At 56.4% G+C, this 22,798-nt stretch carries 19 protein-coding genes; 6 read left to right on the top strand and 13 right to left on the bottom strand.

All coding sequences use genetic code 11. The annotated features are described in order from the left end of the window. Window positions 1–273 carry an HPr family phosphocarrier protein gene (locus QWJ10_RS01785; RefSeq protein ID WP_010797280.1) on the top strand — a complete coding sequence of 91 codons (273 nt, stop codon included), beginning with the start codon at window positions 1–3 and terminating at the stop codon, window positions 271–273. A 14-nt stretch (window positions 274–287) separates the two neighbouring features. On the opposite strand, the gene QWJ10_RS01790 is transcribed toward QWJ10_RS01785, so the two are convergent. The 3 genes from QWJ10_RS01790 to pmbA all read right to left on the bottom strand — a co-directional run bounded on the left by QWJ10_RS01790 (window position 288) and on the right by pmbA (window position 3,499). Then, on the bottom strand, window positions 288–1,169 hold the full coding sequence (locus QWJ10_RS01790) for a ZIP family metal transporter (protein WP_289923927.1): 882 nt from the start codon (window positions 1,167–1,169) through the stop codon (window positions 288–290). Between the two features lie 82 nt (window positions 1,170–1,251). Beyond that, window positions 1,252–1,863, bottom strand: a complete 612-nt coding sequence (locus QWJ10_RS01795; RefSeq protein WP_019365678.1) for a superoxide dismutase — start codon at window positions 1,861–1,863, stop codon at window positions 1,252–1,254. 286 nt (window positions 1,864–2,149) lie between these two features. Beyond that, on the bottom strand, window positions 2,150–3,499 hold the full coding sequence (gene pmbA / locus QWJ10_RS01800) for a metalloprotease PmbA (RefSeq protein ID WP_122043323.1): 1,350 nt from the start codon (window positions 3,497–3,499) through the stop codon (window positions 2,150–2,152). Between the two features lie 92 nt (window positions 3,500–3,591). Between pmbA and yjgA the strand changes: the two genes are divergently transcribed. Next, entirely contained in the window at window positions 3,592–4,116 is a 525-nt protein-coding gene (gene yjgA / locus QWJ10_RS01805; RefSeq protein WP_019365680.1) for a ribosome biogenesis factor YjgA, read from the top strand. A 21-nt stretch (window positions 4,117–4,137) separates the two neighbouring features. Here yjgA and tldD read toward each other — a convergent pair whose 3' ends face one another. From tldD to mreB, 8 genes are all read right to left on the bottom strand, one after another. Next, entirely contained in the window at window positions 4,138–5,580 is a 1,443-nt protein-coding gene (tldD, locus tag QWJ10_RS01810; RefSeq protein WP_019365681.1) for a metalloprotease TldD, read from the bottom strand. Between the two features lie 132 nt (window positions 5,581–5,712). Further along, a complete protein-coding gene (locus QWJ10_RS01815) occupies window positions 5,713–6,558 on the bottom strand; it encodes a carbon-nitrogen hydrolase family protein (RefSeq protein ID WP_289923934.1) in 846 nt (281 codons plus the stop codon). A gap of 101 nt (window positions 6,559–6,659) precedes the next feature. Further along, a complete protein-coding gene (locus tag QWJ10_RS01820) occupies window positions 6,660–10,514 on the bottom strand; it encodes a YhdP family protein (RefSeq protein WP_289923936.1) in 3,855 nt (1,284 codons plus the stop codon). A gap of 18 nt (window positions 10,515–10,532) precedes the next feature. Further along, complete coding sequence (gene rng / locus QWJ10_RS01825) at window positions 10,533–11,990, bottom strand: ribonuclease G (protein ID WP_122043326.1); 1,458 nt, start codon at window positions 11,988–11,990, stop codon at window positions 10,533–10,535. A gap of 68 nt (window positions 11,991–12,058) precedes the next feature. Continuing rightward, on the bottom strand, window positions 12,059–12,655 hold the full coding sequence (locus QWJ10_RS01830) for a nucleoside triphosphate pyrophosphatase (protein WP_289923940.1): 597 nt from the start codon (window positions 12,653–12,655) through the stop codon (window positions 12,059–12,061). 50 nt (window positions 12,656–12,705) lie between these two features. Then, window positions 12,706–13,194 (bottom strand): rod shape-determining protein MreD, encoded by a 489-nt coding sequence (gene mreD, locus QWJ10_RS01835; protein WP_010797270.1) that lies wholly within the window; start codon window positions 13,192–13,194, stop codon window positions 12,706–12,708. Beyond that, window positions 13,194–14,288, bottom strand: a complete 1,095-nt coding sequence (mreC, locus tag QWJ10_RS01840; protein WP_197872059.1) for a rod shape-determining protein MreC — start codon at window positions 14,286–14,288, stop codon at window positions 13,194–13,196. The genes mreD and mreC overlap by 1 nt, the downstream gene beginning before the upstream one ends. A gap of 83 nt (window positions 14,289–14,371) precedes the next feature. Further along, window positions 14,372–15,409 carry a rod shape-determining protein MreB gene (mreB, locus tag QWJ10_RS01845; RefSeq protein WP_010797268.1) on the bottom strand — a complete coding sequence of 346 codons (1,038 nt, stop codon included), beginning with the start codon at window positions 15,407–15,409 and terminating at the stop codon, window positions 14,372–14,374. Between the two features lie 227 nt (window positions 15,410–15,636). Between mreB and gatC the strand changes: the two genes are divergently transcribed. From gatC to QWJ10_RS01865, 4 genes are all read left to right on the top strand, one after another. Then, window positions 15,637–15,924 carry an Asp-tRNA(Asn)/Glu-tRNA(Gln) amidotransferase subunit GatC gene (gatC, locus tag QWJ10_RS01850; RefSeq protein WP_010797267.1) on the top strand — a complete coding sequence of 96 codons (288 nt, stop codon included), beginning with the start codon at window positions 15,637–15,639 and terminating at the stop codon, window positions 15,922–15,924. 14 nt (window positions 15,925–15,938) lie between these two features. Continuing rightward, entirely contained in the window at window positions 15,939–17,396 is a 1,458-nt protein-coding gene (gene gatA / locus QWJ10_RS01855; protein ID WP_289924530.1) for an Asp-tRNA(Asn)/Glu-tRNA(Gln) amidotransferase subunit GatA, read from the top strand. A gap of 19 nt (window positions 17,397–17,415) precedes the next feature. Continuing rightward, window positions 17,416–18,861, top strand: a complete 1,446-nt coding sequence (gene gatB / locus QWJ10_RS01860; protein WP_125889400.1) for an Asp-tRNA(Asn)/Glu-tRNA(Gln) amidotransferase subunit GatB — start codon at window positions 17,416–17,418, stop codon at window positions 18,859–18,861. Window positions 18,862–19,141: 280 nt separating this feature from the next. Continuing rightward, on the top strand, window positions 19,142–19,540 hold the full coding sequence (locus QWJ10_RS01865; protein WP_010797264.1) for a septal ring lytic transglycosylase RlpA family protein: 399 nt from the start codon (window positions 19,142–19,144) through the stop codon (window positions 19,538–19,540). Window positions 19,541–19,717: 177 nt separating this feature from the next. Here QWJ10_RS01865 and garD read toward each other — a convergent pair whose 3' ends face one another. Both garD and kdgD read right to left on the bottom strand, forming a co-directional pair. After that, the gene (gene garD / locus QWJ10_RS01870; protein ID WP_289923950.1) at window positions 19,718–21,274 is read right to left on the bottom strand and encodes a galactarate dehydratase; all 1,557 of its coding nucleotides are present in this window, start codon (window positions 21,272–21,274) and stop codon (window positions 19,718–19,720) included. 548 nt (window positions 21,275–21,822) lie between these two features. Further along, a complete protein-coding gene (kdgD, locus tag QWJ10_RS01875; RefSeq protein WP_289923952.1) occupies window positions 21,823–22,734 on the bottom strand; it encodes a 5-dehydro-4-deoxyglucarate dehydratase in 912 nt (303 codons plus the stop codon). Window positions 22,735–22,798: the final 64 nt, after the last annotated feature.

The raw sequence follows: 22,798 nt of genomic DNA on the forward strand, positions 1-22,798 counted from the left end.
ATGCCCGCCCAAGAAATCACCATCATCAATAAGCTAGGGCTGCATGCACGCGCAGCGGCCAAGTTCGTCGGTGTGGCTGGGCGCTTTCCGTGCGAAGTCAGAGTCGGTAGAAGCCCTGAAAGCACAATCGATGGGAAAAGCATCATGTCTGTTATGATGCTGGCTGCTGGCAAAGGCACGATGCTTCACTTGGCAACGGAAGGCGAACAGAGCGAAGAAGCCTTGCAGGCATTGATTGAACTGATCAACAACCGGTTCGACGAAGGCGAATGATCGCCTACGCTCCCCTACCCTAACGCGGTATCCATTACCATCATCAGACAAAAACCAATGCCGAGCCCTACGGTGGCAGCACTGCGGTGACCCTTTTTAAGGTGCGCCTCAGGAATGACTTCGTGGGTTACGGCAAACAGCATGGCACCTGCTGCCAGCGACAGCCCCCAGGGCAGCATCATCTGACTGAAATTGACCAGCCAGGCGCTAATGACTGCGAAAAGCGGCTCAACCAGCCCTGAGGCTGCGCCAATGCCCACCGCTTTATACCGGTTTACGCCAGCTCCAGCCAACACCAGCGCAATCACCATCCCTTCCGGAAAGTCCTGCAGGGCGATTCCAAGCGCCAAGCTCTCTGCCCCTTCAACAGCACCACCTGCGGCTACACCGACAGCCATGCCTTCGGGAATGTTATGAAGAATAATGGCTGCAACGAACAGTAGGATTCGCGGCTCTACGGCGGAAATGGAATCACGCTGCTCTAACTCCTGCTCCGGCATGACACGTTCCAACCCTAGCATGCCAAGCACGCCTAGCATGATTCCACAGCTGACTACCGCTCCACTGCCCCACTTGGAATACTCCAGCGAGCCCCCTGCATCCAATGCAGGCAATAGAAGGGAAAAGGCAGTAGCCGCAAGCATGACGCCTGCACCAAAGCCCAACATGGTATTGGACAGACGCTCAGAAATACGAGAAACGGCAAGTACGGGGAGCGCACCGAGCGCAGTGCCTAGAGCACAGAGCATGCCGTCTTTCACTGCGCTTTGCATGGAAGGTCTTTGAAATAGCGCCTGTAAGGCTTCGAACTGGAGAAGAGTGCCCCCAATAAATAGCAAGACGATACACAACGCCAATCCGAGATAACTTGATAAAAACGTCTGTATCGAACGCATAGGCCTACTGAGGCGAAAAAAGATTAGAGGACGCGGTGCAAGAACCTCTTACACCGCGAAGATCACGACGCTTGTACCCCCGTTAGGCCATTGCTGCCTGATAGCGACGAGCAACTTCAGGCCAATTGACTACATTGTAAAAGGCACCAATGTATTCCGGACGACGGTTCTGATAACGCAGGTAGTATGCGTGCTCCCATACGTCCAGGCCCAGAATAGGCGTATTGCCATTCATGATGGGGCTGTCCTGGTTGAGTGTACTTTCAACAACCAGTTTCTTTTCAGGCGTCACGCTCAACCATGCCCAGCCACTGCCAAAGCGAGACACCGCAGCCTTGGTAAAGGCTTCTTTGAATGCGTCCATACCGCCCAACTGGGAATCAATCGCCTGAGCCAATTCACCTTCCGGGTTACCACCGCCTTGCGGAGTCATAACGGTCCAGAACAGAGAGTGGTTGGCATGTCCGCCGCCGTTGTTTACTACCACACCACGCTTATCTTGAGGCAGCTTGTCCAGTTGAGTCAGCAGTTCTTCTACCGGCAAGGACTCAAGGCCGGTCCCCTCGAGCGCAGCATTCAGATTATTGATGTAGGTCTGATGATGCTTGGTATGGTGAATTTCCATTGTCTGCGCATCGATGTGAGGTTCCAGTGCATCGTAGGCATAAGGTAAAGCTGGAAGCGTATGAGGCATGATGTCGTCTCCTGATGTGAGGATAACTATCGTCTGCCTAAGGGCAGACCCGTGTTACTCGAACGTTCACGTGTTTACTGCTGAGTGAAGCGCGCCAGTGAGGCTTGACGCTGAAAGTTATTAGCTATGGGTTAACTGGCCAGAATTAAAGACCTGTCACCCCATAAAACCAGACTTCATAAGAAATGAGATTCTTTATCAATAACATATCTAACAGATTCGACAAACGAAAGCGACGTTTTACGCCTGCCTACAGTAGTTTGATTAGCAGGCGCAAAAGCTTGAATCAACGTCCGGCCAGAGTCATGGACTCAATCAGCACCGATCCGGTTCGAATACCACCGCGACGATCTACATCCGAACCGATCGCAACGATGTTGCGAAACATATCCTGAAGACGCCCCGCAATAGTGACTTCCTGCACCGGAAACTGTATTTCGCCGTTTTCGACCCAATAACCGGCAGCGCCCCGTGAATAGTCGCCCGTTACCAGATTGACCCCCTGCCCCATGAGTTCGGTTACAAGAAGTCCTTTGCCCATGCGACGGATCAGGGCCGCCTGGTCATCACTGCCGTGACTGACAAACAGGTTATGCACGCCTCCGGCATTGGCTGTACTTTGCATCCCCAGCTTGCGGGCGGAATAGGTGCCCAACAAATAGGAAACCAACTCACCTTTATCGATAAAGGGCTTGGCATAGGTCGCCAGTCCTTCATTATCGAACGATGCACTGCCCAATGCCCTGGGGATTAATGGACGCTCATCGACAGATAACCACTCGGGGAAGAGTTGCTGCCCCATTGCGCCTTCCAGGAAGGTCGTCTTGCGATAGAGGTTGCTGCCAGAAATGGCAGCCAGAAAATTACTGAACAATCCTGAGGCCAGTTCAGGCGCAAACAGCACAGGAACCTGGGCTGTTGGAACCGGACGAGCTCCCAAGCGACTCACCGCCCGTTCTGCTGCGCGCTGACCGATATAGACAGGGTCCATCAACTCTTCAGCCACACGATTGACGTCGTAAAAGTAATCGCGCTGCATGTGGCCATTACTTTCCGCAATCATGACGCAGCTCAGGCTGTGGCGACTGCTGGCATACCCACCGATAAAGCCGTGGCTGTTGCCATAGATACGGCAACCCTGATGAGTGTTGAGGCTTGTCCCATCAGCATTGGTGATTTTGGGATTGGCTGCGAAGGCCGCTGACTCGCAAATAAGCGCTTTCTCGATCGCCTCGTCAGGCGTAATGCTCCAGGGATGGAACAGGTCCAGGTCAGGTAGGCTCTTGGCCATTTTTTCCGGATCGGCCAAACCTGAATATTCGTCTTCGGAAGCGTGCTGAGCAATGGCAAGAGCCGCGGCTACTGTCTCACGGATAGCATTTTCGCCCGTTGCGGACGTACTGGCCGAGCCCTTGCGGTGCCCTACGTACAAGGTAATACCGAAGCCCTCATCACGATTGAACTCAACCGTTTCAACCTCGCCCTTGCGAACGGTTGTAGATAACCCCTGCTCAACAGATACCGAGACCTCACAAGCAGTGGCACCCTGCTGACGCGCCTCTGCCAAAATGCGCTCGACCTGTTCACGCAAGGCAGGTAAGGCAGCCGGGCCGACAGCTTCCACGGATTGATTCATGCTTCTCTCCTATACAGCGTTGGCAGCCCGGCGGACCGGACAACCGACCTTCAACTCGTTATGATGGCGACCTTTAGTTATGGACCACCCTCATGTCTGATTTTCTTGACGACGACTCCTTCTCCGGAGAGAAGAGCAAATCGCAGATCAAGCGCGAATTGCATGCCCTGCAGGACCTTGGCGCGCGCCTCGCCGGGATGAGCCCTGACCTGCTTGACCGCCTCCCCTTGACCGAGCCTTTGCGCCGCGCTTTGGCCGAGGCTCCCAAGCACAAAGCCAACGTCGCCCGGAAGCGACATACCCAGTACCTGGGCAAACTGATGCGCGATCAGGATCTTGATGCGATCATGGCCATGCTCGAACAAGTCGATTCCTCGACCCGCCAGTACAACGAGCGCTTTCACGCCCTTGAACGCTGGCGGGATCGTCTGCTGGGTGGTAGCGACGAGGTCCTGCAGGCTTTTGTCGAAGACTACCCGGACGCTGATCGCCAGCACCTGCGCCAGTTGATCCGTCACGCCCAACACGAGCAGGCGCATAACAAGCCGCCGTCAGCGGCACGTAAACTGTTCAAGTACATCCGTGAACTGGATGATACCAAGCGGGGCCTGCGTTAATACGCGGCCCTTGCCTGCCCGTCAGGCACCCGTTCCTCCTACCGTGATGGCATCAATTTTCAGAGTTGGCTGGCCTACGCCAACCGGAACTGACTGGCCTTCCTTACCGCACGTGCCAACACCGTTGTCCAGCGACAGGTCATTGCCGACCATCGATACCTGAGTCATGACTTCCGGACCGTTTCCTATCAGCGTGGCGCCCTTCACCGGCCGGGTCACCTTGCCGTTCTCGATCAGGTAAGCCTCATTGGTCGTAAAGACAAATTTACCGCTGGTGATATCGACCTGACCGCCCCCCAGGCTGGCACAATACAGGCCATGCTCGACCGAGGCGATGATTTCTGCCGGGTCGCTTTCACCTGCCAACATATAGGTGTTGGTCATGCGAGGCATGGGCAGGTGCGCATAAGATTCACGCCGCCCGTTGCCGGTACGTGCCACTCCCATAAGCCGGGCATTGAGCTTGTCCTGCATGTATCCCTTGAGGATGCCATTCTCGATAAGCACGTTGTAGGCACCTGGCGTGCCTTCGTCATCGACCGATACCGAACCACGGCGATCAGGGAGAGTGCCATCATCGACAATGGTGCATAGCGATGAAGCTACACGCTCGTTCATACGCCCGCTGTAGGCCGAACTGCCCTTGCGGTTGAAATCACCTTCCAGGCCATGACCTACAGCTTCGTGCAACAGGACGCCAGACCATCCCGAGCCCAACACAACCGGTAGCGTACCCGCTGGAGCGGCAACAGCCTCCAGATTTACCAAGGCCTGCCGCACCGCTTCGCGCGCGTAGCTCATGGCACGGTCTTCACGCAGGAAGTAACGATAATCCGTGCGTCCGCCACCGCCGTTATTGCCACGTTCCCGGCGACCATTCTGCTCGACGACCACGTTGACATTGAAGCGCACCAGAGGACGTACATCCGCCGCCAGCGTTCCATCGTTGGCGGCGACAAGCACCTGCTCCCAGACACCGGAAAGGCTGACCGTAACCTGTTGGATACGGGGATCCAGAGCCCGCGTGGCTACGTCAATATTTTTGAGCAGCTCGACTTTCTCCGCACGGCTCAAGACATCCAATGGGTTTTCTTCGGGGTAAAGCCGTACCGGCTCGATGTGGCTGAATACCTGAACCTTGCCTTTATCCCCACTGCGTGAGATGGAACGTGCAGCCTGGGCAGCCTGGCTCAAGGCATCCAGCGTGATGGCGTTACTGTAGGCAAACCCGGTCTTTTCACCTGATTGAGCACGGACACCAACGCCTTGGTCCATATGAAAGCCGCCTTCCTTGACGATGCCGTCCTCAAGCAGCCAAGACTCGGAAATCATGCTTTGGAAATACAGATCGGCGGCGTCGATTCCTGGTCCCGCCAGTTGATGAAGAACCGCTGGCAGGCTGTCGATTTCAAGCCCACCTGGATTGAGAAGATGTTGACTGACAGAAGTCAGGTATTGGCTCATGCTTACTCCAATAGCCGAAAGGTCTTATGCAAGGCGTGCACAACACGTTGAAACAACACAGATCTTCTTTATTGACCTTAGCGCGTCTTGCGCGTTGTGCTTAATGGAAATGCCCAATCAAGTCGATTGTGGTCATTCGTGGCTTGGCAAGGGCGATGTTGCAAAACCAAAGCGACGATGCTGAGTAATCGGCATCCGTTCGCGTAATGCTTGTTGCTTGCCAATATCACGCCGTCCAATCATGACAGCCTCCCCTGTAGGCGACTCTTCAAGGACGCGCCCCCAAGGATCGATAATAGCGGAGTGACCCCAGGTCTCCCGACCCCGCGGATGCAAGCCTCCCTGCGCAGCGGCCAGAATATAACATTGCGTTTCGATAGCCCGGGCACGTATCAAGATATCCCAATGAGCCTTTCCCGTAACAGCCGTGAATGCCGAAGGCGCAGCAATCAACTCGGCACCGGCCTCACGTAGAGAGGTGTACAACTCAGGGAAACGCAAGTCATAGCAAACCGTCAAGCCAAGCCGCCCTACAGGAGTATCCGCCACGACGATATCCTGGCCTTCCGCATAGTGATCACCCTCTCGATAGCTACCCTGCCGGTCATCTACACGGGCATTGAAGAGATGCAGCTTGTCATAACGAGCTACTCGCTCCCCTTGATCATTGATCAACAGGCAGCACGCCCTTGGCTTGGCATATGGCTGATCATCTGGAGGAAGCGGTAATGTCCCGGCGACAATCCAGAGCCCCAATGCACGAGCAGAACAGCTTAACCAAGGCAGGATTGGCCCTGCTCCTAGCGCCTCCGCCTGGCCGATCATGGCTGGATTGGAGTGACCGATCGCAACGAAATTCTCGGGCAGGACCGCCAGCTGTGCTCCAGCCTTGGCCGCCTGCTCAAGCAGACGGTATGCCGTAGCAAGATTGGCCTCTATGTCGTCTTGGCTGACCATCTGGATTACCGCAAACGTCATAGCCCACCTCGTATTGACTTGTCTATGCTACGCAGAGGATCCGCTTACGCTCAACCGACTTCTGTCATGGCAGAACAGCCTGCATTTCTTTTGCGCAGGGTTCACTTCTTGCCCAGTGTCATCTGTGGATTTTGCCAGGGCCCATGGATGTGATAATTCACACTGGCCATGCGGGTTACCCTATCACCAATCAAGCGATCCACAATGAACAGGGCTCCGCCTATGGCAGGTGCTCCGGCAATCAACGCTGCGATAGGCAATGAGTTGGTCAATGGCAATCCAACCTGCAAATGGGCGTCAACCTGATCATGGGCCAGGTCCAGCGTACCCTGCATCTGCATATCAGTAGAAGGACCATCCAGAATGATGGGTTTCCGGGTTAGAAAAACACCGTTTTGCGCTTCCAGTAACCCGCTGATCGTGTCGTAACTCAGGCCGCGGCCAAAAATATCGGAAAAGTCCAGCCGCAGCCGCCGCCGTATGGCCTCGAAATTGAGCAGGCCAAACACTCGGAGCGCTGATGCAGAGCCTTCAACCTGACGCAACTGTCCGTTACGCAGGCTGGCATCCAGTGTACCGGACAGACGATTCAGCCCCGCCCAGGCTGGCGAGCCAGGCCAGCTGACGTTGGCATCAAGACGAAACTCGCGACTGGTCACACTGGATGCAAATTTCCAGGCCAGCAATACATCGGCAACGTTGTCACCCGAGAGACGACCGCTATACCGTGTACGCGTAGTGCCCGGCAACCCCTCCCAATCCATCGTACCTTCGACCTTCAGCCCCTTCAGATAGAGGTTCAGGTCTGAAAAGCGCACTCCTGCCGTCGTTGGCCGGATCCTGAGTCGCTGTGCGCCAACAGGCTCACCGCCCAGCGAAAGGGTATCAATCGATACGTCCATTGCCGGCAGGCCATGCGGGTCGATATCCGCTAGGGGATCAGGACTTTCGACGGGCTTGGCACCCCCTGCCGGAGCAGCATGACTGGGAAAGTCCAAGTGTTTGAGCGCAAGCGTAATGGGTACCTTGCGGTCTTCCGGCAAACGCACCTGGCCGGCAATGACCGAGCTATCGAGCGTAAGCACCCAGACATTACTTTGTGGTTCCACCTGAACAGCAAGGTTTTCGACGGTCTGACCGAAACCTTCGAAATGCCCTACCTTGAGCTGCCCGTCCGTAAACATTGAGAGCATGGAATCGGACGCGGCAGGCCCACCGCTGGAGCGCGTAGCTGGTTCCTTACCAGGCGTAACGTACTTTTCGATAGCGACCTGCCATTCACTCAGCACGAGACGATCTAGGACGCCACGAACACGGATTCCCGGACCGCTCGGGAGATTGGCTGTGCCATTTCCCAGAACAACCTCACCACGGGCCTCGGTCAAGCGATCCGGCGGGACGACGATAACGGCATCCGCCAAGTCTTGATACGTCGCCTCATAACGACGCTCGGGCCCATTAAGCGTCATGCTGAAAAAGCCATCATGGGCGGTCTGCGAATCCTTGCCAAACGGTGCCGGCAGATCAATAGCTACCCCTTGAAGATTCGAGGCTACTACGATTTCGCTGGCCTCGTTTGCCAGGGTCAGGCTCATGCGATACGGAATATTGCCTGACACCGGCAAGGGCCGGCCTCCAACACCCAGCCATTGGGTAAGCTGACCGAGCGCTACCTTGCCCTCAGCCACGAGGCGGGTCTTGGGATCGGTCTGGTTACCTTCGGCGAACGCCTTGCCGTGGGCCTGACTGCCCAATACCTGCGCCTTGATATCCGGTGCGCTCAAGCCTCGTGTCGTGTCATAGCGAAACGTACCGCGGATATTGGTGACATCGAGCATGGGATTTGCCAGCTGTAACCGGGCCCCATTAGCCACGAAATCCACAATCACCTTGGGCGGTAGCCCATGATCAAAAGGCAAATCCAGGTCAAGCTTACCCTTTAGAGCCCCTTCCCCCCGCCATCCTTTGAATGTCTTGGCTGTCGGTAACGGCGTCTCCTGCAAGATCGTGAGCCCGTCCTTTACACTGCTGTCCAAGTCGCTTTTCAGATACAGATGGACCGTACTGCCATCATGTCGCAGCGGGATGGTGACATTTGCCTTGCTGACCTGGGTATCCAGGATTCGCCCTTCCGGTACCTGAATGCGAACAGCATCATCTTCAATGACTATATCGCCGCTGGCCTCACGCAACTCTGGCCAACCCGGCTGGTAGGCAAGCAATGCGTCGTGGACGCGAAAAAAAAGACTCATGGTACGTGCACCCGGCGGTGCATCGTGCATCAGGGAACCCTGATACTGGTAAATACCTTCATCGATATGGCCACCCTTGATCGCAGTCTTGAGCCAGTCAGCCAGAGGACCACTCATCGCGGGTGTCCGGGTAGGCAGATACTTGGCGGTATAGCGCGCATCACCATTGCGCAGCCCAACACGCAGGTCCATGTAGCTTTCAATGCCTGGCTTGCGCGCCAGCCGTATGAACATGTCACCGGCGGCATCACCCTCTTCACCCGAGACGCGCATCAACGGACTCGACAAGGTAAAGCTGTCATCGCTTAAGGACCAGTTCAAGCGTGCATTGGCTGTACGGTACTGCCACGGTTCAGGAAACAGGGTGGCCAGATGCAGCGAGAAGTTAGTAGTGTCCAGCCGTAATTCGCCATGCTGCAGTCCGCCAGTTGCACTACCGCTGGCATTTTCGACAGCCGGCGCACCGTGATAGGCCGAGAACCCTACCTTTTCTAGGTTGGCTGCAAACGCCAGACGATCAGCAAGACTTTCCTGGGGTTGGTAGTCCAGCGAGATGTTACGTAGCGCACCATGCGGACTAAGTGCCGATACCGCTGACGCCACATTTTCAGGTAAAGGCGCAAGTGCCTGGACGGCGGCCGTCAATGGTGCCAGATCGAGCCGGTCGGCACGTACCTGCCAGCGATCCGCTGCATTATTGCGCTGAACCGCTAATGTCACACCACTCCAGCGCTTCTCCCCAAGGCTTACCGCCAGATCGGAACCGATAGCTCGCCAGCCGTTTTTCTCGCGGGTAAATGCAAGGTTTAGGGCGAGGTCATCAAGACCAGCAGGCGCACGGGTACCATACGAAGCCACCAGCCGAGCCGCATTGAGTCGCAAGGCTGCGTCTTGAGGCACTCCATGAGCCCAGTCAAGCCAGACCTCTCCTCCTGCATGTAACTCATGCAGCTGCCACTGCCGCGTCAGAGTACGCGGCACCCACTGTGCCCAGTCCGTCTGGGGCAGGCTCAAATAGCTCTTGAATCGGCTGTCCTGCCAATGCGCCGAATCGACCTGCCCCTGGACGTCCAACGCCAAGGGCTGCCCGTCAGGTAGATTCAAACGCGCATCGAGGCGGACGTCGCCGTTACGTCTCGTAGACAGCGTTGCCTCGACATAGCGCAGCGTAAACACTTTTCCTTCGTGGGATAAAACGCTGAGCTGTCCATTGAGTACTGATAGTCGCCCAAGCGAGGGCAGCCACTTGAGAAGCGGTGCGGGATCAAAAGGCTTTTGCTCATCATCACGCTGGGGCAGTCCTGCGATACGCCAGCGCCCATCCGCTTCCTCCAGCAACTCGAGTCGTACACCGTCGAGGCTGGCATAACTCAGTATGGGCTGCCAGTGCAGGAGGCTCTGGAACATATTCGGCACAACCCTGATTCGCTCCAGATGCAGAGGCTGGCTGCCCTCACCCAGTTCCAGGTCCTGCAGGTCAATGACAGGATTGAGTCCTTGCCAGCTTCCCTTCAAGGCGCCCAGGCGTACAGGCTGCTTCAAGGCACTGCTCAAGCGCGCCTCAACGTCGGCTCTATACTCGGCAACGCCCGGTATGAGTTGGCGCCCTACGCTGACATAAAGCGCCAGCAGGATCAGGATCAGAGCACACAGACCGAAACCAAGGCGCAGGAGTGTTCCGATGAAGCGGCCCAACCCTGCCATCAGCCTAAGCTCAGCGGCTTACAGCAGTACAACATCATATTGCTCCTGGGAGTACATAGGTTCGACCTGAAACTTGATCGTTCGACCGATAAAAGCTTCCAGGTCCGCTACATTGCCTGACTCCTCATCAAGAAGACGGTCTACCACCTTCTGATTGGCCAACACGAGATAGGAGTTTGCCTGGTAAGCGCGTGCTTCGCGCAAAATTTCACGGAAGATTTCGTAGCAGATAGTTTCAGCCGTCCGCAGCATGCCGCGTCCCTGGCACGCCGGACAAGGCTCACACAGGACCTGCGACAGGCTCTCACGTGTGCGCTTGCGCGTCATCTGGACGAGACCAAGCTCAGTAATGCCAATGATGTTGGTTTTGGCGTGATCGCGCTCCAGCTGCTTCTCCAGATTGCGAAGCACTTGGCGCTGATGCTCTTCATCTTCCATATCGATGAAATCGATAATGATGATGCCGCCCAGGTTTCGCAGCCGTAATTGCCGGGCAATTGCCGTAGCTGCCTCAAGATTGGTTTTGAAGATCGTCTCTTCCAGGTTACGGTGCCCTACGAATGCACCTGTATTCACGTCTATCGTAGTCATCGCCTCGGTCTGATCGATGATCAGATACCCGCCCGACTTGAGCATGACCTTTCGCTCAAGCGCCTTCTGGATTTCATCCTCGACGCCATACAAATCGAAAATCGGACGCTCGCCAGGATAATGCTCCAGGCGATCAGATACTTCAGGCATCAGCTCGGACACAAACTGGCCAATTCGCTGGAAGTTTTCCCGCGAGTCCACACGAATCTTTTCACTGCGCGGACTGACCAGATCCCGCAAGGTACGCAATGGAAGGTCAAGGTCTTCATAGATGGTTGTAGGCGCAGGCACCTTGTTCATCTGAGAATGAATCTGAGCCCACAGCCGCCGCAAGTAGCGGATATCCGCCTTGATTTCATCTTCACGCGCGCCCTCCGCCGCCGTACGAAGAATAAAGCCACCGGCTTCCTCGATACACTCGTTGGCGATGCACTTTTCAACAATGTTCTTGAGCCGTTCACGCTCGGCTTCGTCTTCGATTTTCAGCGAGATGCCCACATGATTGGTCTTGGGCATGTACACCAGATAGCGCGAGGGAATTGAAAGGTGCGTCGTCAGGCGCGCCCCCTTGGTTCCGATCGGATCCTTCGTGACCTGAACGACCAGACTTTGCCCCTCATGAACCAGGGCACTGATGCTTTCGACAGCACTGCCCTCGCGGGTAGAAATCTCGGCAGCATGAATAAAAGCGGCCCTGGCCAGCCCAATATCCACAAAGGCCGCCTGCATCCCAGGCAGGACTCTGACAACCTTGCCTTGATACAGATTGCCTACAATGCCCCGGCGCATCGTGCGTTCGATATGAACCTCTTGCAGAACGCCGTTTTCAACAACCGCCACCCGAGACTCCATCGGGGTGATGTTGATCAAGATTTCTTCGCTCATAGACTTATCCATTATTCGAGGTGTCTTGCAGCTTATCGGTATCGGCGCTATCTAGGGTATTAACCTTTTCAACGAGGTACATTGGGCTGCCAGCATGGTATGCCAAACGTTGATAAAAGCTCCGCTGTTTCACAAAGGGGGAGTCCGACGATGCCGCTATAGCTTCCTGCTATATGTTGAACAAAGACAGCGCCCAGCCCTTGGATTCCGTAACCGCCTGCCTTGTCGGCCGGCTCACCGCTTGCCCAATAGGCTTGACGCTCGTCTTCACTGATAGGCCTGAACGTTACTTCGCTCGACACGACACGCGCCAGGCACAGGTCCTTACTGGCTACGGCAACTGCGGTCAGAACGGTATGCGTCTTGCCGCTCAAGCGAACCAACATGTCCATGCCATGCTCGCGGCTTTCCGGCTTGCCCAGAATATGCCCATCCAATACGACGCTAGTGTCGGCTCCCAGGACGCAATCAACCGTGTCACCAGACAAAAGTGCCAGACCTGCCTGTGCCTTGCTTCTGGCAAGACGTTCGACATAGGCATCTGCCGTCTCGCCAGGCAGCACGGCCTCATTAATTTCGGCCGAAAGACGTTCGAACGGCACACCGATTTGCTCAAGCAACTCACGACGGCGTGGAGATCCGGAAGCAAGATACAGACGTGGCATAGAAGGCTCCTTGAAACGCTCACGTCAGCAGATCAGCCGCCGACGCCACGTCAACTTACATTGAAACGCGTTCGCAAATCACGTAGCACCAGATATACCCAAGGCCAGAGCAAGGCGCTGACCAGGGAGGGCGCAAGAAATACCAGCGTGGGTGGGCGATTACCCGTCAACGTGTTCAGCCAGAGCTGAACCAGCTGCGAGATGCCATAGACGACCAGCAGCACAAAGCCCTGCTGCCAAATGGGAAAGACGCGAAGCCGCTGTTGTAATGATTGCACCAGAAAAACTACCAGGCTCAGAATCAGGGCATTCTGGCCAAGCAGATTTCCGTACAGTACGTCCTCTGCCAATCCGAAAACCCAGGCCGTACTCAGGCCTACCCGGTGAGGCAGCGCCAACGTCCAGAACGTCAAGAACATGGACAGCCATAAGGGCCGCCCGATTTCCATGAAGTCCGGCATTGGCGCAACCGAAAGCAACAGCCCCACCAACAATGTCAGCCAGATAACCCAGCCGTTATGGCCGATCCGAAAGGCCATTAACGGGCCTCCTGGGCGCGTTGTGTCGAGGCAGCCGGGGCCTGGCTGGCCTGCGGCTTGGCGGCAGGCTTCGCGGGCTGAGCCTGGGGTTTAGCCGGCTGAGCTGCTGGAGCCGCCGCGTTGGTCGCCGGTGTCTTGTTATTGCCATTGGCTGGCTGAGCGGGATTATTAACCTGGGCGGGCGAGGTTGCCGCTGGGGTTGTCCCCTGCTGTTCCTGGGACACTTTGCGATCCGCCTCTTCTTGGGCCCGAGCAGCGTCGTACGCCCGCTCCTCTGGTGTGCGTGGATCACTGAAGACCAATAGCACATAGCGACTGCGGTTCAGCTTGGCAGTAGGTACAGCTCGCACGATGGCAAACGGTTGCCCTGAATCATGCACCACTTCGGTCACGGTCGCGACCGGGTACCCTGCGGGAAAACGCTGCCCCAGGCCAGAGCTGACCAGTAGATCGCCTTCCTTGATATCGGCGGTATCCGCCACATGGCGCAGCTCAAGGCGCTCAGGGTTACCGGTTCCCATAGCAATGGCACGCAAGCCATTGCGGTTGACCTGAACAGGAATGCTATGGGTGACATCCGTCAACAGCAGGACACGGGCGGCATAGGGCATGACTTCGACCACCTGCCCCATCAACCCACTGGCGTCTAACACCGGCTGGCCGATAAAGACCCCATCCTTCGCGCCTTTGTCGATCAGGATACGGTGAGTAAATGGATTCGGATCGACGCCAATCAGCTCGCTGACCAGCACTTTGTCGTCTACCAAGGCGGCAGAGTTGAGCAATTCCCGAAGGCGTACGTTTTGCTCGGTCAAAGCCGCCAGCTTTTGCAGGCGACGCTGCATAAGCAGTGCTTCAGCCTTGAGGCGCTCGTTTTCAGCCATGATTTCAGTACGGCTGGAAAACTGATCGCGCACGGCTTGCCAGGCACGAACCGGGAGATCGGCTGCCCAATAGAATGGTGTAAGCACCAGGCCCATTTCGCTGCGCACCGGCTTCAGATAATCGAAGCGGGCATCTACCACCATCAGGCTGACAGACAGAACAGCCAGAGCCAGCAGACGGACGCCAAGCGAAGGACCCTTGGAAAATATACGCTTGATGGTCTCGTCCTCGAAGCGTCAATCATGACAACACCAAGGCCCGCTACGCAGGCCCTGATATTCATGCATGCGACTTATTCGGTGGAAAGAAGATCCATAGCGTGACGGTCCATCATCTCCAACGCCTTGCCGCCACCGCGGGCAACACACGTCAGAGGATCTTCCGCCACGATCACCGGCAGGCCGGTTTCCTGCGCCAGGAGCTTATCCAGATCACGTAGCAGAGCACCACCACCGGTCAGGACCAGACCGCGCTCGGCAATATCCGAAGCTAACTCCGGCGGGGATTGCTCAAGACAGCTCTTGACCGCCTGGACGATGGTTGCCAGCGATTCCTGCAGGGCTTCCAGCACTTCGTTGGAGTTCAACGTAAAGCTACGCGGTACGCCTTCAGCCAGATTGCGACCGCGGACGTCGATTTCACGCAGGTCACCGCCCGGGTAGGCCGTACCGATTTCCTGCTTGATGCGCTCAGCGGTAGATTCACCGATCAGGCTACCGTAGTTGCGGCGGACATAGGTCACGATCGCTTCATCGAAGCGGTCACCGCCTACGCGTACGGACTCGGCATAGACAACACCGTTCAGGGAGATCAAGGCGATCTCGCTGGTGCCGCCACCGATGTCCACTACCATCGAACCACGCGCTTCTTCAACCGGAAGACCTGCGCCAATGGCAGCTGCCATCGGCTCTTCGATCAGGAAGACTTCACGGGCGCCAGCGCCCAGAGCCGATTCGCGAATGGCACGGCGCTCGACTTGAGTGGACTTGCACGGTACGCAGATAAGTACACGGGGACTTGGCTGGAGAAAGCTGTTCTCGTGAACTTTGTTGATGAAGTACTGCAACATTTTTTCACAAACGCTGAAGTCTGCAATCACACCATCCTTCATCGGTCGGATCGCAGAAATATTGCCAGGCGTACGACCCAGCATGCGTTTGGCGTCGGTACCGACGGCAACTACACTCTTCTGATTGCCATGCGTACGAATGGCAACAACGGATGGCTCGTCAAGGACAATACCGCGATCCCGGACATAAATGAGGGTATTGGCTGTACCCAGGTCGATCGACAGATCGCTGGAAAACATGCCACGCAACTTTTTGAACATGAAGTGACCCTAGGCGGTGGCGTCAGGCACGCAGATGAAACGCGTGGGAAAAATTGCGGCAGACTCTAACAACGGCAGGGATTTTGAGCAAGGCGGTGATGTGCTAGATTGCTCGTTTCTGCGGCCCTTTTAGGCCTTTCTTAACGCGGTGCTTGACCGCCTACCGTGCAAATCTCTCGATTTATGACTTTCGCCATGGTCAAGCCCCGATATTGCTGGAGAATCCGATGGCGCTCGAACGCTCCGACGTCGAAAAGATCGCTCACCTGGCCAGACTAGGCCTTAACGATGCCGATATTGAACGGACCACCGGGACGTTGAATGACATCCTCGGCCTGATTGATCGCATGCAGGCCGTCAATACCGATAACGTCGAACCCTTGGCGCACCCGCTGGAAGCCGTACAGCGCCTGCGACCGGACGAAGTCACCGAAACCAATCAGCGTGACGCCTACCAGACTATCGCCCCGGCGGTCGAAAACGGCCTGTTCCTGGTACCCAAGGTGATTGAGTAATGAAGGACACCCCTATGCATACGTTGACCCTGGCCGAGATCAGCCGTGCGCTATCGGCAAAGGAATTTTCTGCCGAGGAATTGACTCGCGCCCTGCTGGACCGCATCGCCCGGGTTGATCCACAGCTCAACAGCTTTATCACCGTGACGGAAACACAGGCCATTGAGCAGGCCAAAATCGCCGATCAGCGCCGATCAGCGGGCGAAACCGGCGCGCTCCTGGGGGCACCGATCGCACACAAAGACCTCTTCTGCACTCAGGGCATTCGCACCAGTTGCGGCTCGAAAATGCTTGATAACTTCATCGCGCCCTACAACGCCACTGTGGTTCAGAAGCTAGCAGATGCAGGCGTTGTAAGCCTGGGCAAATTGAATATGGACGAGTTCGCGATGGGCTCGGCCAACGAATCCAGCCACTACGGCCCGGTCAAGAATCCCTGGGATACCTCTCGTATTCCAGGCGGTTCTTCAGGTGGCTCATCGGCGGCAGTAGCGGCTCGCCTCGTCCCGGCTGCAACCGGTACCGATACCGGCGGCTCGATCCGTCAGCCTGCGGCACTAACCAACCTGACTGGCCTCAAGCCTACCTATGGACGCGTTTCCCGCTGGGGCATGATTGCGTATGCCTCCAGCCTCGATCAAGGCGGCATGCTGGCTCGCAACGCCGAAGACTGCGCCCTACTCTTGCAGGCAATGGCAGGCTTCGACCCCAAGGACTCCACCAGCGTAGACCAACCGGTCGATGACTATCTGGCCTGCCTGGACAAGCCGCTCGCCGGCCTGCGCATTGGCCTGCCGAAAGAGTATTTCGGTGAGGGCTTGGACAGCCGTATCGCAGATCTTACGCTCAAGGCTGTAGAAGAGTTGAAGGCGCTGGGCGCAACCGTCAAGGACATCAGTCTGCCAAACATGCAGCACGCGATTCCTGCCTATTACGTGATCGCACCGGCGGAAGCGTCTTCCAACCTGTCGCGTTATGACGGTGTACGTTTCGGTTATCGCTGTGAAGACCCGGCAGACCTGACCGACCTGTACAAACGCTCTCGCGCAGAAGGCTTTGGTGATGAGGTTCGCCGCCGGATCATGGTGGGCACCTATGCACTTTCTGCCGGTTACTATGATGCCTACTACCTGAAGGCACAGCGTATCCGCCGCCTGATCAAGAATGACTTCATGACCGCCTTTAATGACGTGGACGTCATTCTCGGCCCGACGACGCCCAGCGTGGCGTGGAAACTCGGCGAGAAGAACAACGATCCCGTGGCTGAATATCTGATGGATATCTATACCATCACTGCCAACCTTGCCGGCGTTCCTGGTCTTTCGATGCCGGCCGGCTTTGTCGACGGCCTGCCCGTTGGCGTACAGCTGCTGGCCCCCTACTTCCAGGAAGGCCGCCTGCTCAACATCGCCCATCAGTACCAGAAGGCGACTGATTGGCATACGAAAGCCCCGACTGGGTTCCTGGAATAGAAGGCAGAGGACGACTCACATGCAATGGGAAACCGTGATCGGGCTGGAAATTCACGCACAGCTCTCCACGAAATCGAAGATATTTTCTGGCAGCTCCACCACCTTTGGTGCCGAGCCTAATACCCAGGCCAGCCTGATCGACCTGGGCATGCCCGGCGTACTGCCAGTAGTCAACCAGGAAGCAGTGCGCATGGCCGTCAAGTTTGGCCTGGCCATAGACGCACACATTGGCCAGCGTAACGTTTTTGCGCGCAAGAACTACTTCTACCCTGACCTGCCCAAGGGCTATCAGATCAGCCAGATGGAACTGCCTATCGTAGGCAAGGGCCACCTAGACATTACGTTGGACGACGGTACCGTCAAGCGCATCGGCATCACCCGTGCGCACCTGGAAGAAGACGCAGGCAAGAGCCTGCACGAGGACTTCCAGGGCATGACGGGCATCGACCTGAACCGCGCCGGCACGCCGCTTCTGGAGATTGTTTCCGAGCCGGATATCCGCAGCGCCAAGGAGGCCGTCGCCTATGTAAAGGCTATTCATGCACTGGTGCGTTACCTGGGCATTTGTGATGGCAACATGAACGAAGGCTCGCTGCGTTGCGACTGTAACGTTTCGGTTCGCCCGAAAGGCCAGGCCGAGTTCGGGACGCGCGCCGAGATCAAGAACGTCAACTCCTTCCGCTTCATCGAGAAGGCGATCAACTACGAGGTCCAGCGCCAGATCGAGCTCATCGAGGATGGTGGCAAGGTTGTTCAGGAAACCCGCCTGTATGACCCGAATAAAGACCAGACTCGCTCCATGCGCAGCAAGGAAGAGGCAAATGACTACCGCTACTTCCCTGATCCCGACCTGCTGCCCGTGGTGATCGAAGAGAGCTTCCTTGAAGAGACCCGCAGCCTGCTGCCGGAGCTGCCGCAGCAGAAGCGTGAGCGCTTCGAGCGTGATTTTGGCCTGTCTACGTATGACGCGACGGTCCTCTCGTCCAGCCGTGAAATGGCCGATTATTTCGAGCAGGTCCAACAGGTCAGCGGCGATGCCAAATTGGCCGCCAACTGGGTCATGGGTGAGCTTTCCAGCCTGCTCAACAAGCAGGACCTGGATATCGCCGACTCGCCGGTTTCTGCTGAGCATTTGGGCGATATGATCCTGCGTATCAAGGACAACACCATTTCCGGCAAGATCGCCAAGATGGTATTTGAAGCCATGGCCGCTGGCGAAGGTTCTGCCGATGAGATCATTGAAAAGAAGGGGCTCAAGCAGGTAACCGACACCGGCGCTATTGAGTCCATGCTGGATGAAGTCCTGACAGCCAACGCCGCCCAGGTCGAGCAGTACCGTGCCAGTGATGAGGCCAAGCGCGGAAAGATGTTTGGCTTCTTCGTAGGCCAGGCGATGAAGGCCTCCAAAGGCAAGGCCAATCCTCAGCAAGTCAACGAATTGCTGAAGAAAAAGCTGGAAGGTTAACCTCCTCCGATAGCCATGACGCAACCTTGCGTCATGGCTATGCCACTCACGAATCTACTTCATCTTTCTTCATTTTTATTTTTCAGCCGATGCGAAGCAGTCGAGCATCTGAGCGATGGACTTGGCCTGCGCCTGTAGATTACGCACGCTTATACAATCTGCAGGGCTGAATGTCGGACTAGTCCTGGAATGTGTTTCAGCACGTAATTACAGCGAAACGGCTTGAACTCAAGAGAGTCATATAGCCAATCTGATATCAAATCGCCAGGAAGCTTTCGATATGTCATGGAGCCTACGCATTGCTCTTCTATCGCTCACCATACTGTTTGCCGGGTGTGCCAACCGGGAGCCTTATTCTTCACCCATGTCACCTGCTGCTGTTCATGGTTACCAGGACTCCGGCCTTGCTTCCTACTACGCCAAACGCCATGCCGGACGCCGCACTGCCAGCGGAGAACGCTACAATCCTTCGGAGATGACAGCAGCTCATCGTACGCTGCCCTTCGGCACGCGAGTCGAGGTGACCAACCTGAGCAACGGAAAGCGTGCAGTCGTACGCATCAATGACCGTGGCCCTCACGTACGTGGACGGATTATTGATCTGTCACGCAATGCGGCCAGTTCAATCGGCTTGATTTCTGATGGCGTTGCGAAAGTCCAGATCAGGGCCTTGGACTGATTTGACTAGACGGGGCTAGTAATGCGTTGGAGCAGAGAGGTCAGCTTGCCTTATACCTAGCTAGCGTCCTGGCGTGAGGGGCGCCCTTTCAATTCGCTGTCCCGAACCAGGCGCTTATCCTGATAGGCAAAAAACAGCGGAGCACCAAGCTCCGCTGTTTTGTACTTCACTTAGCCATCAGGTCACTGGAGCCGGATTGAACAGTGTCAGATCGTTATGCAGCTTGTGGTGTTCAGCCCATGTCTTTTTGCGGCCACTGGCAACATCCAAGTAGAGATGGAAAATCTCCCAACCCAACTCTTCCAGTGTCATTCGGCCCGATGTCACCCGACCGGCGTCTACGTCGATTAGATCCGGCCAGCGCTCGGCCAGCTGGGTGCGTGTTGCTACCTTGATGACAGGCACCATGGCCAAACCATAAGGCGTTCCGCGACCTGTAGTAAAAATGTGCAGGTTCATACCGGCAGCCAGTTGAAGCGTACCGCAGATAAAGTCACTGGCAGGTGTTGCGCAGTAATAAAGTCCTTTGCCCTTAACGCGCTCGCCGGGTGATACGACGCCTGCAATGGCACTAGAGCCCGACTTGGCAATCGAGCCCATGGCCTTTTCCACGATGTTGTTCAGGCCACCCTTCTTGTTACCGGGCGTCGTATTTGCACTGCGATCCGCCATGCCGCGATCCAAATAGCGGTCGTACCAATCCATTTCACGAACCAAGGCCTTGGCGACTTCAGGTGTAGCCGCCCGCGAGGTCAGCAGATGGATACCGTCGCGCACCTCGGTGTTTTCCGAGAACATCACGGTAGCCCCTGCGCGCACCAGCAGGTCAGCCGCAACACCTAATGCCGGATTGGCTGTTACCCCGGAAAAAGCGTCACTGCCGCCGCATTGCATCCCAACCACCAGATCGGAAGCCGGACATGGCTCACGACGGCGCTCATTGAGCACCTTCAGGCGATCCTCGATCATGCCAAGAATCTGCTCGACCATACCGCTGAAACCGGTATTGGAGTCCTGGAGGCGGAACAGCCATTCCTCTTCATCGATACCAGAGGGCAATTCATCGTCCGGCATGATCTGGCTGGCCTGAAGCTTTTCACATCCCAGGCTGATCACCAGCGCCTGGCCACCGAGGTTGGGATTACGACTGATGTTACGCAGCGTACGAATGGGTACGACAGCATCGGGGGCGTTGATCGCTACACCGCAACCATAGCTGTGAGTCAATGCGATGACATCATCCACATACGGATACTTGGGCAGCAGCTCCTTGCGGGCACGCTCGATGCAATGATCAAGCACACCGGTCACGCACTGAACCGTGGTGGTCACGCCAAGGATATTGCGCGTCCCTACGCTACCGTCCGGGTTTCTGAAACCCTCAAAGGTAAAGCCTTCCAAGGGAGGCTGAATGGGCGGCACATCGGTTGCCAGCGGCAGGTTGTCTAGCGGGGGCGGCGAAGGCAGGCTGAGCAGCTCTTCCTTCACCCAGGAGCCACGCGGAATGGGCTTCAAGGCATACCCGATCACTGTACCGTAGCGCAGAACAGCGCCACCTTCAGGGATATCGACCAACGTTACCTTGTGACTTTGGGGAACGGCTTCAATGGTCATGAGACCGTCTGGAAACTGGCCACCGGCCGCAACACCTTGCTCGTTTACAACGATTGCGACGTTATCGTCAGCATGAAGTCGGATGTAACGAGGCGAGTCCTGGTGTTCAATCAACTGCATGACTCACTCCTTCTTATACTCACTCAGGCTAAGGCATGCGAACAGAGCGATGCTCTGCCCGCGTTCTGTTATTCAACGTAAACCGGCGGTCAACTCATCCATCTCCATACCGCCGCGGTGAGTCACCAATACACACGCGGACGCTTCTCCACGCTTCGCCACTGGTTGCAATAAAGAGCACCTGATCGACTCGCCACTGGACAAATGACAGGTTCTGGCAACCCTCAGCGTTCCGATAAGGGAGCCGACCATGGCAAGCGGGATGACTAAAGATAAGCGCTCAGAAAAGCTGATCGCGCGCAGAATGCGGGGTCTGCGAATGCCAAGAGCACCGAGCAATGAAGCGCCTGACAAGGCAAGCGATGTCACACTGACTCGGTTGATATTCACTCTGCCCCCACTCGTTATTCTTGTCGCGGGTAGTCTTTTATAGCGAGGCGAAAACATCGCCTTTGCTTATACAACCAAATGATAGCGCAATCATTTCAGAACACAATAAAACAAAAATGGCTGACTGGTCTACTAAAACCAGTCAGCCATTTACGCACTTACTGCGGACCGAGCTTGTCCATCAGCGCAGCCAGACGCTCGTACTCGTCAGGCTTGAGATCGGTCAACGGTGCGCGTACCGGACCGGCATCGTAACCTGCGATCTTCGCACCAGCCTTGACGATGCTTACCGCATAGCCTGCACAGCGGTTACGGATGTCCAGGTACGGCAGGAAGAAGTCATCGATCAGCTTGCCCACGGTCTCGTGGTCATCCGCAGCAATGGCCTTGTAGAAATCCATGGCCGTCTTGGGAACAAAGTTGAACACCGCCGAGGAATACACCGGTACACCCAGCGCCTTGTAGGCCGCGGCATAGACTTCAGCGGTCGGTAGGCCGCCCAGGTAGGTAAAGCGATCACCCAGACGACGGCGGATGGAGACCATCAACTCGATATCGCCCATGCCGTCCTTGAAGCCGATCAGGTTGGGGCAGCGCTCGGCCAGCATTTCCAGCTGGTCAGGCTTCAAGCGGCAGACGTTACGGTTGTACACCACCACGCCAAACTTGACGGACTTGCACACCGCCTCGACATGCGCGGCTACGCCTTCAGGGCTGGCTTCGGTCAGGTAGTGCGGCAGCAGCAGGATGCCCTGGGCACCCAGGCGCTCGGCTTCCTGAGCCTGCTGAATCGCTACGCGGGTCGGGCCACCGGCACCGGCCAGAATCGGAACCATGCCCTTGCAGGTATCCACGGCGGTCTTGATGATGTCAGAGTATTCCTTCTGGTCCAGCGAGAAGAACTCACCGGTGCCGCCAGCCGCAAACAGGGCGCTGGCACCGTAGGGCGCCAGCCACTCCAGGCGCTTGATGTAGGTATCGCGGCGGAATTCGCCCTGCGCATCGAAATCGGTTACCGGAAAGGACAGCAATCCGGATGAAAGGGTGTGCTTGAGTTCTTGTGGAGTCATTTTTGTTGCACCCTGGCCTGACGGCATACAGAAGTTGATGAGACGGGATATCGCTCGTTGTCAG

Origin of the sequence: Pseudomonas sp. WAC2, assembly GCF_030403525.1 — a bacterium.
In the GTDB taxonomy this organism is placed as follows: Bacteria; Pseudomonadota; Gammaproteobacteria; order Pseudomonadales; family Pseudomonadaceae; genus Chryseomonas; species Chryseomonas luteola.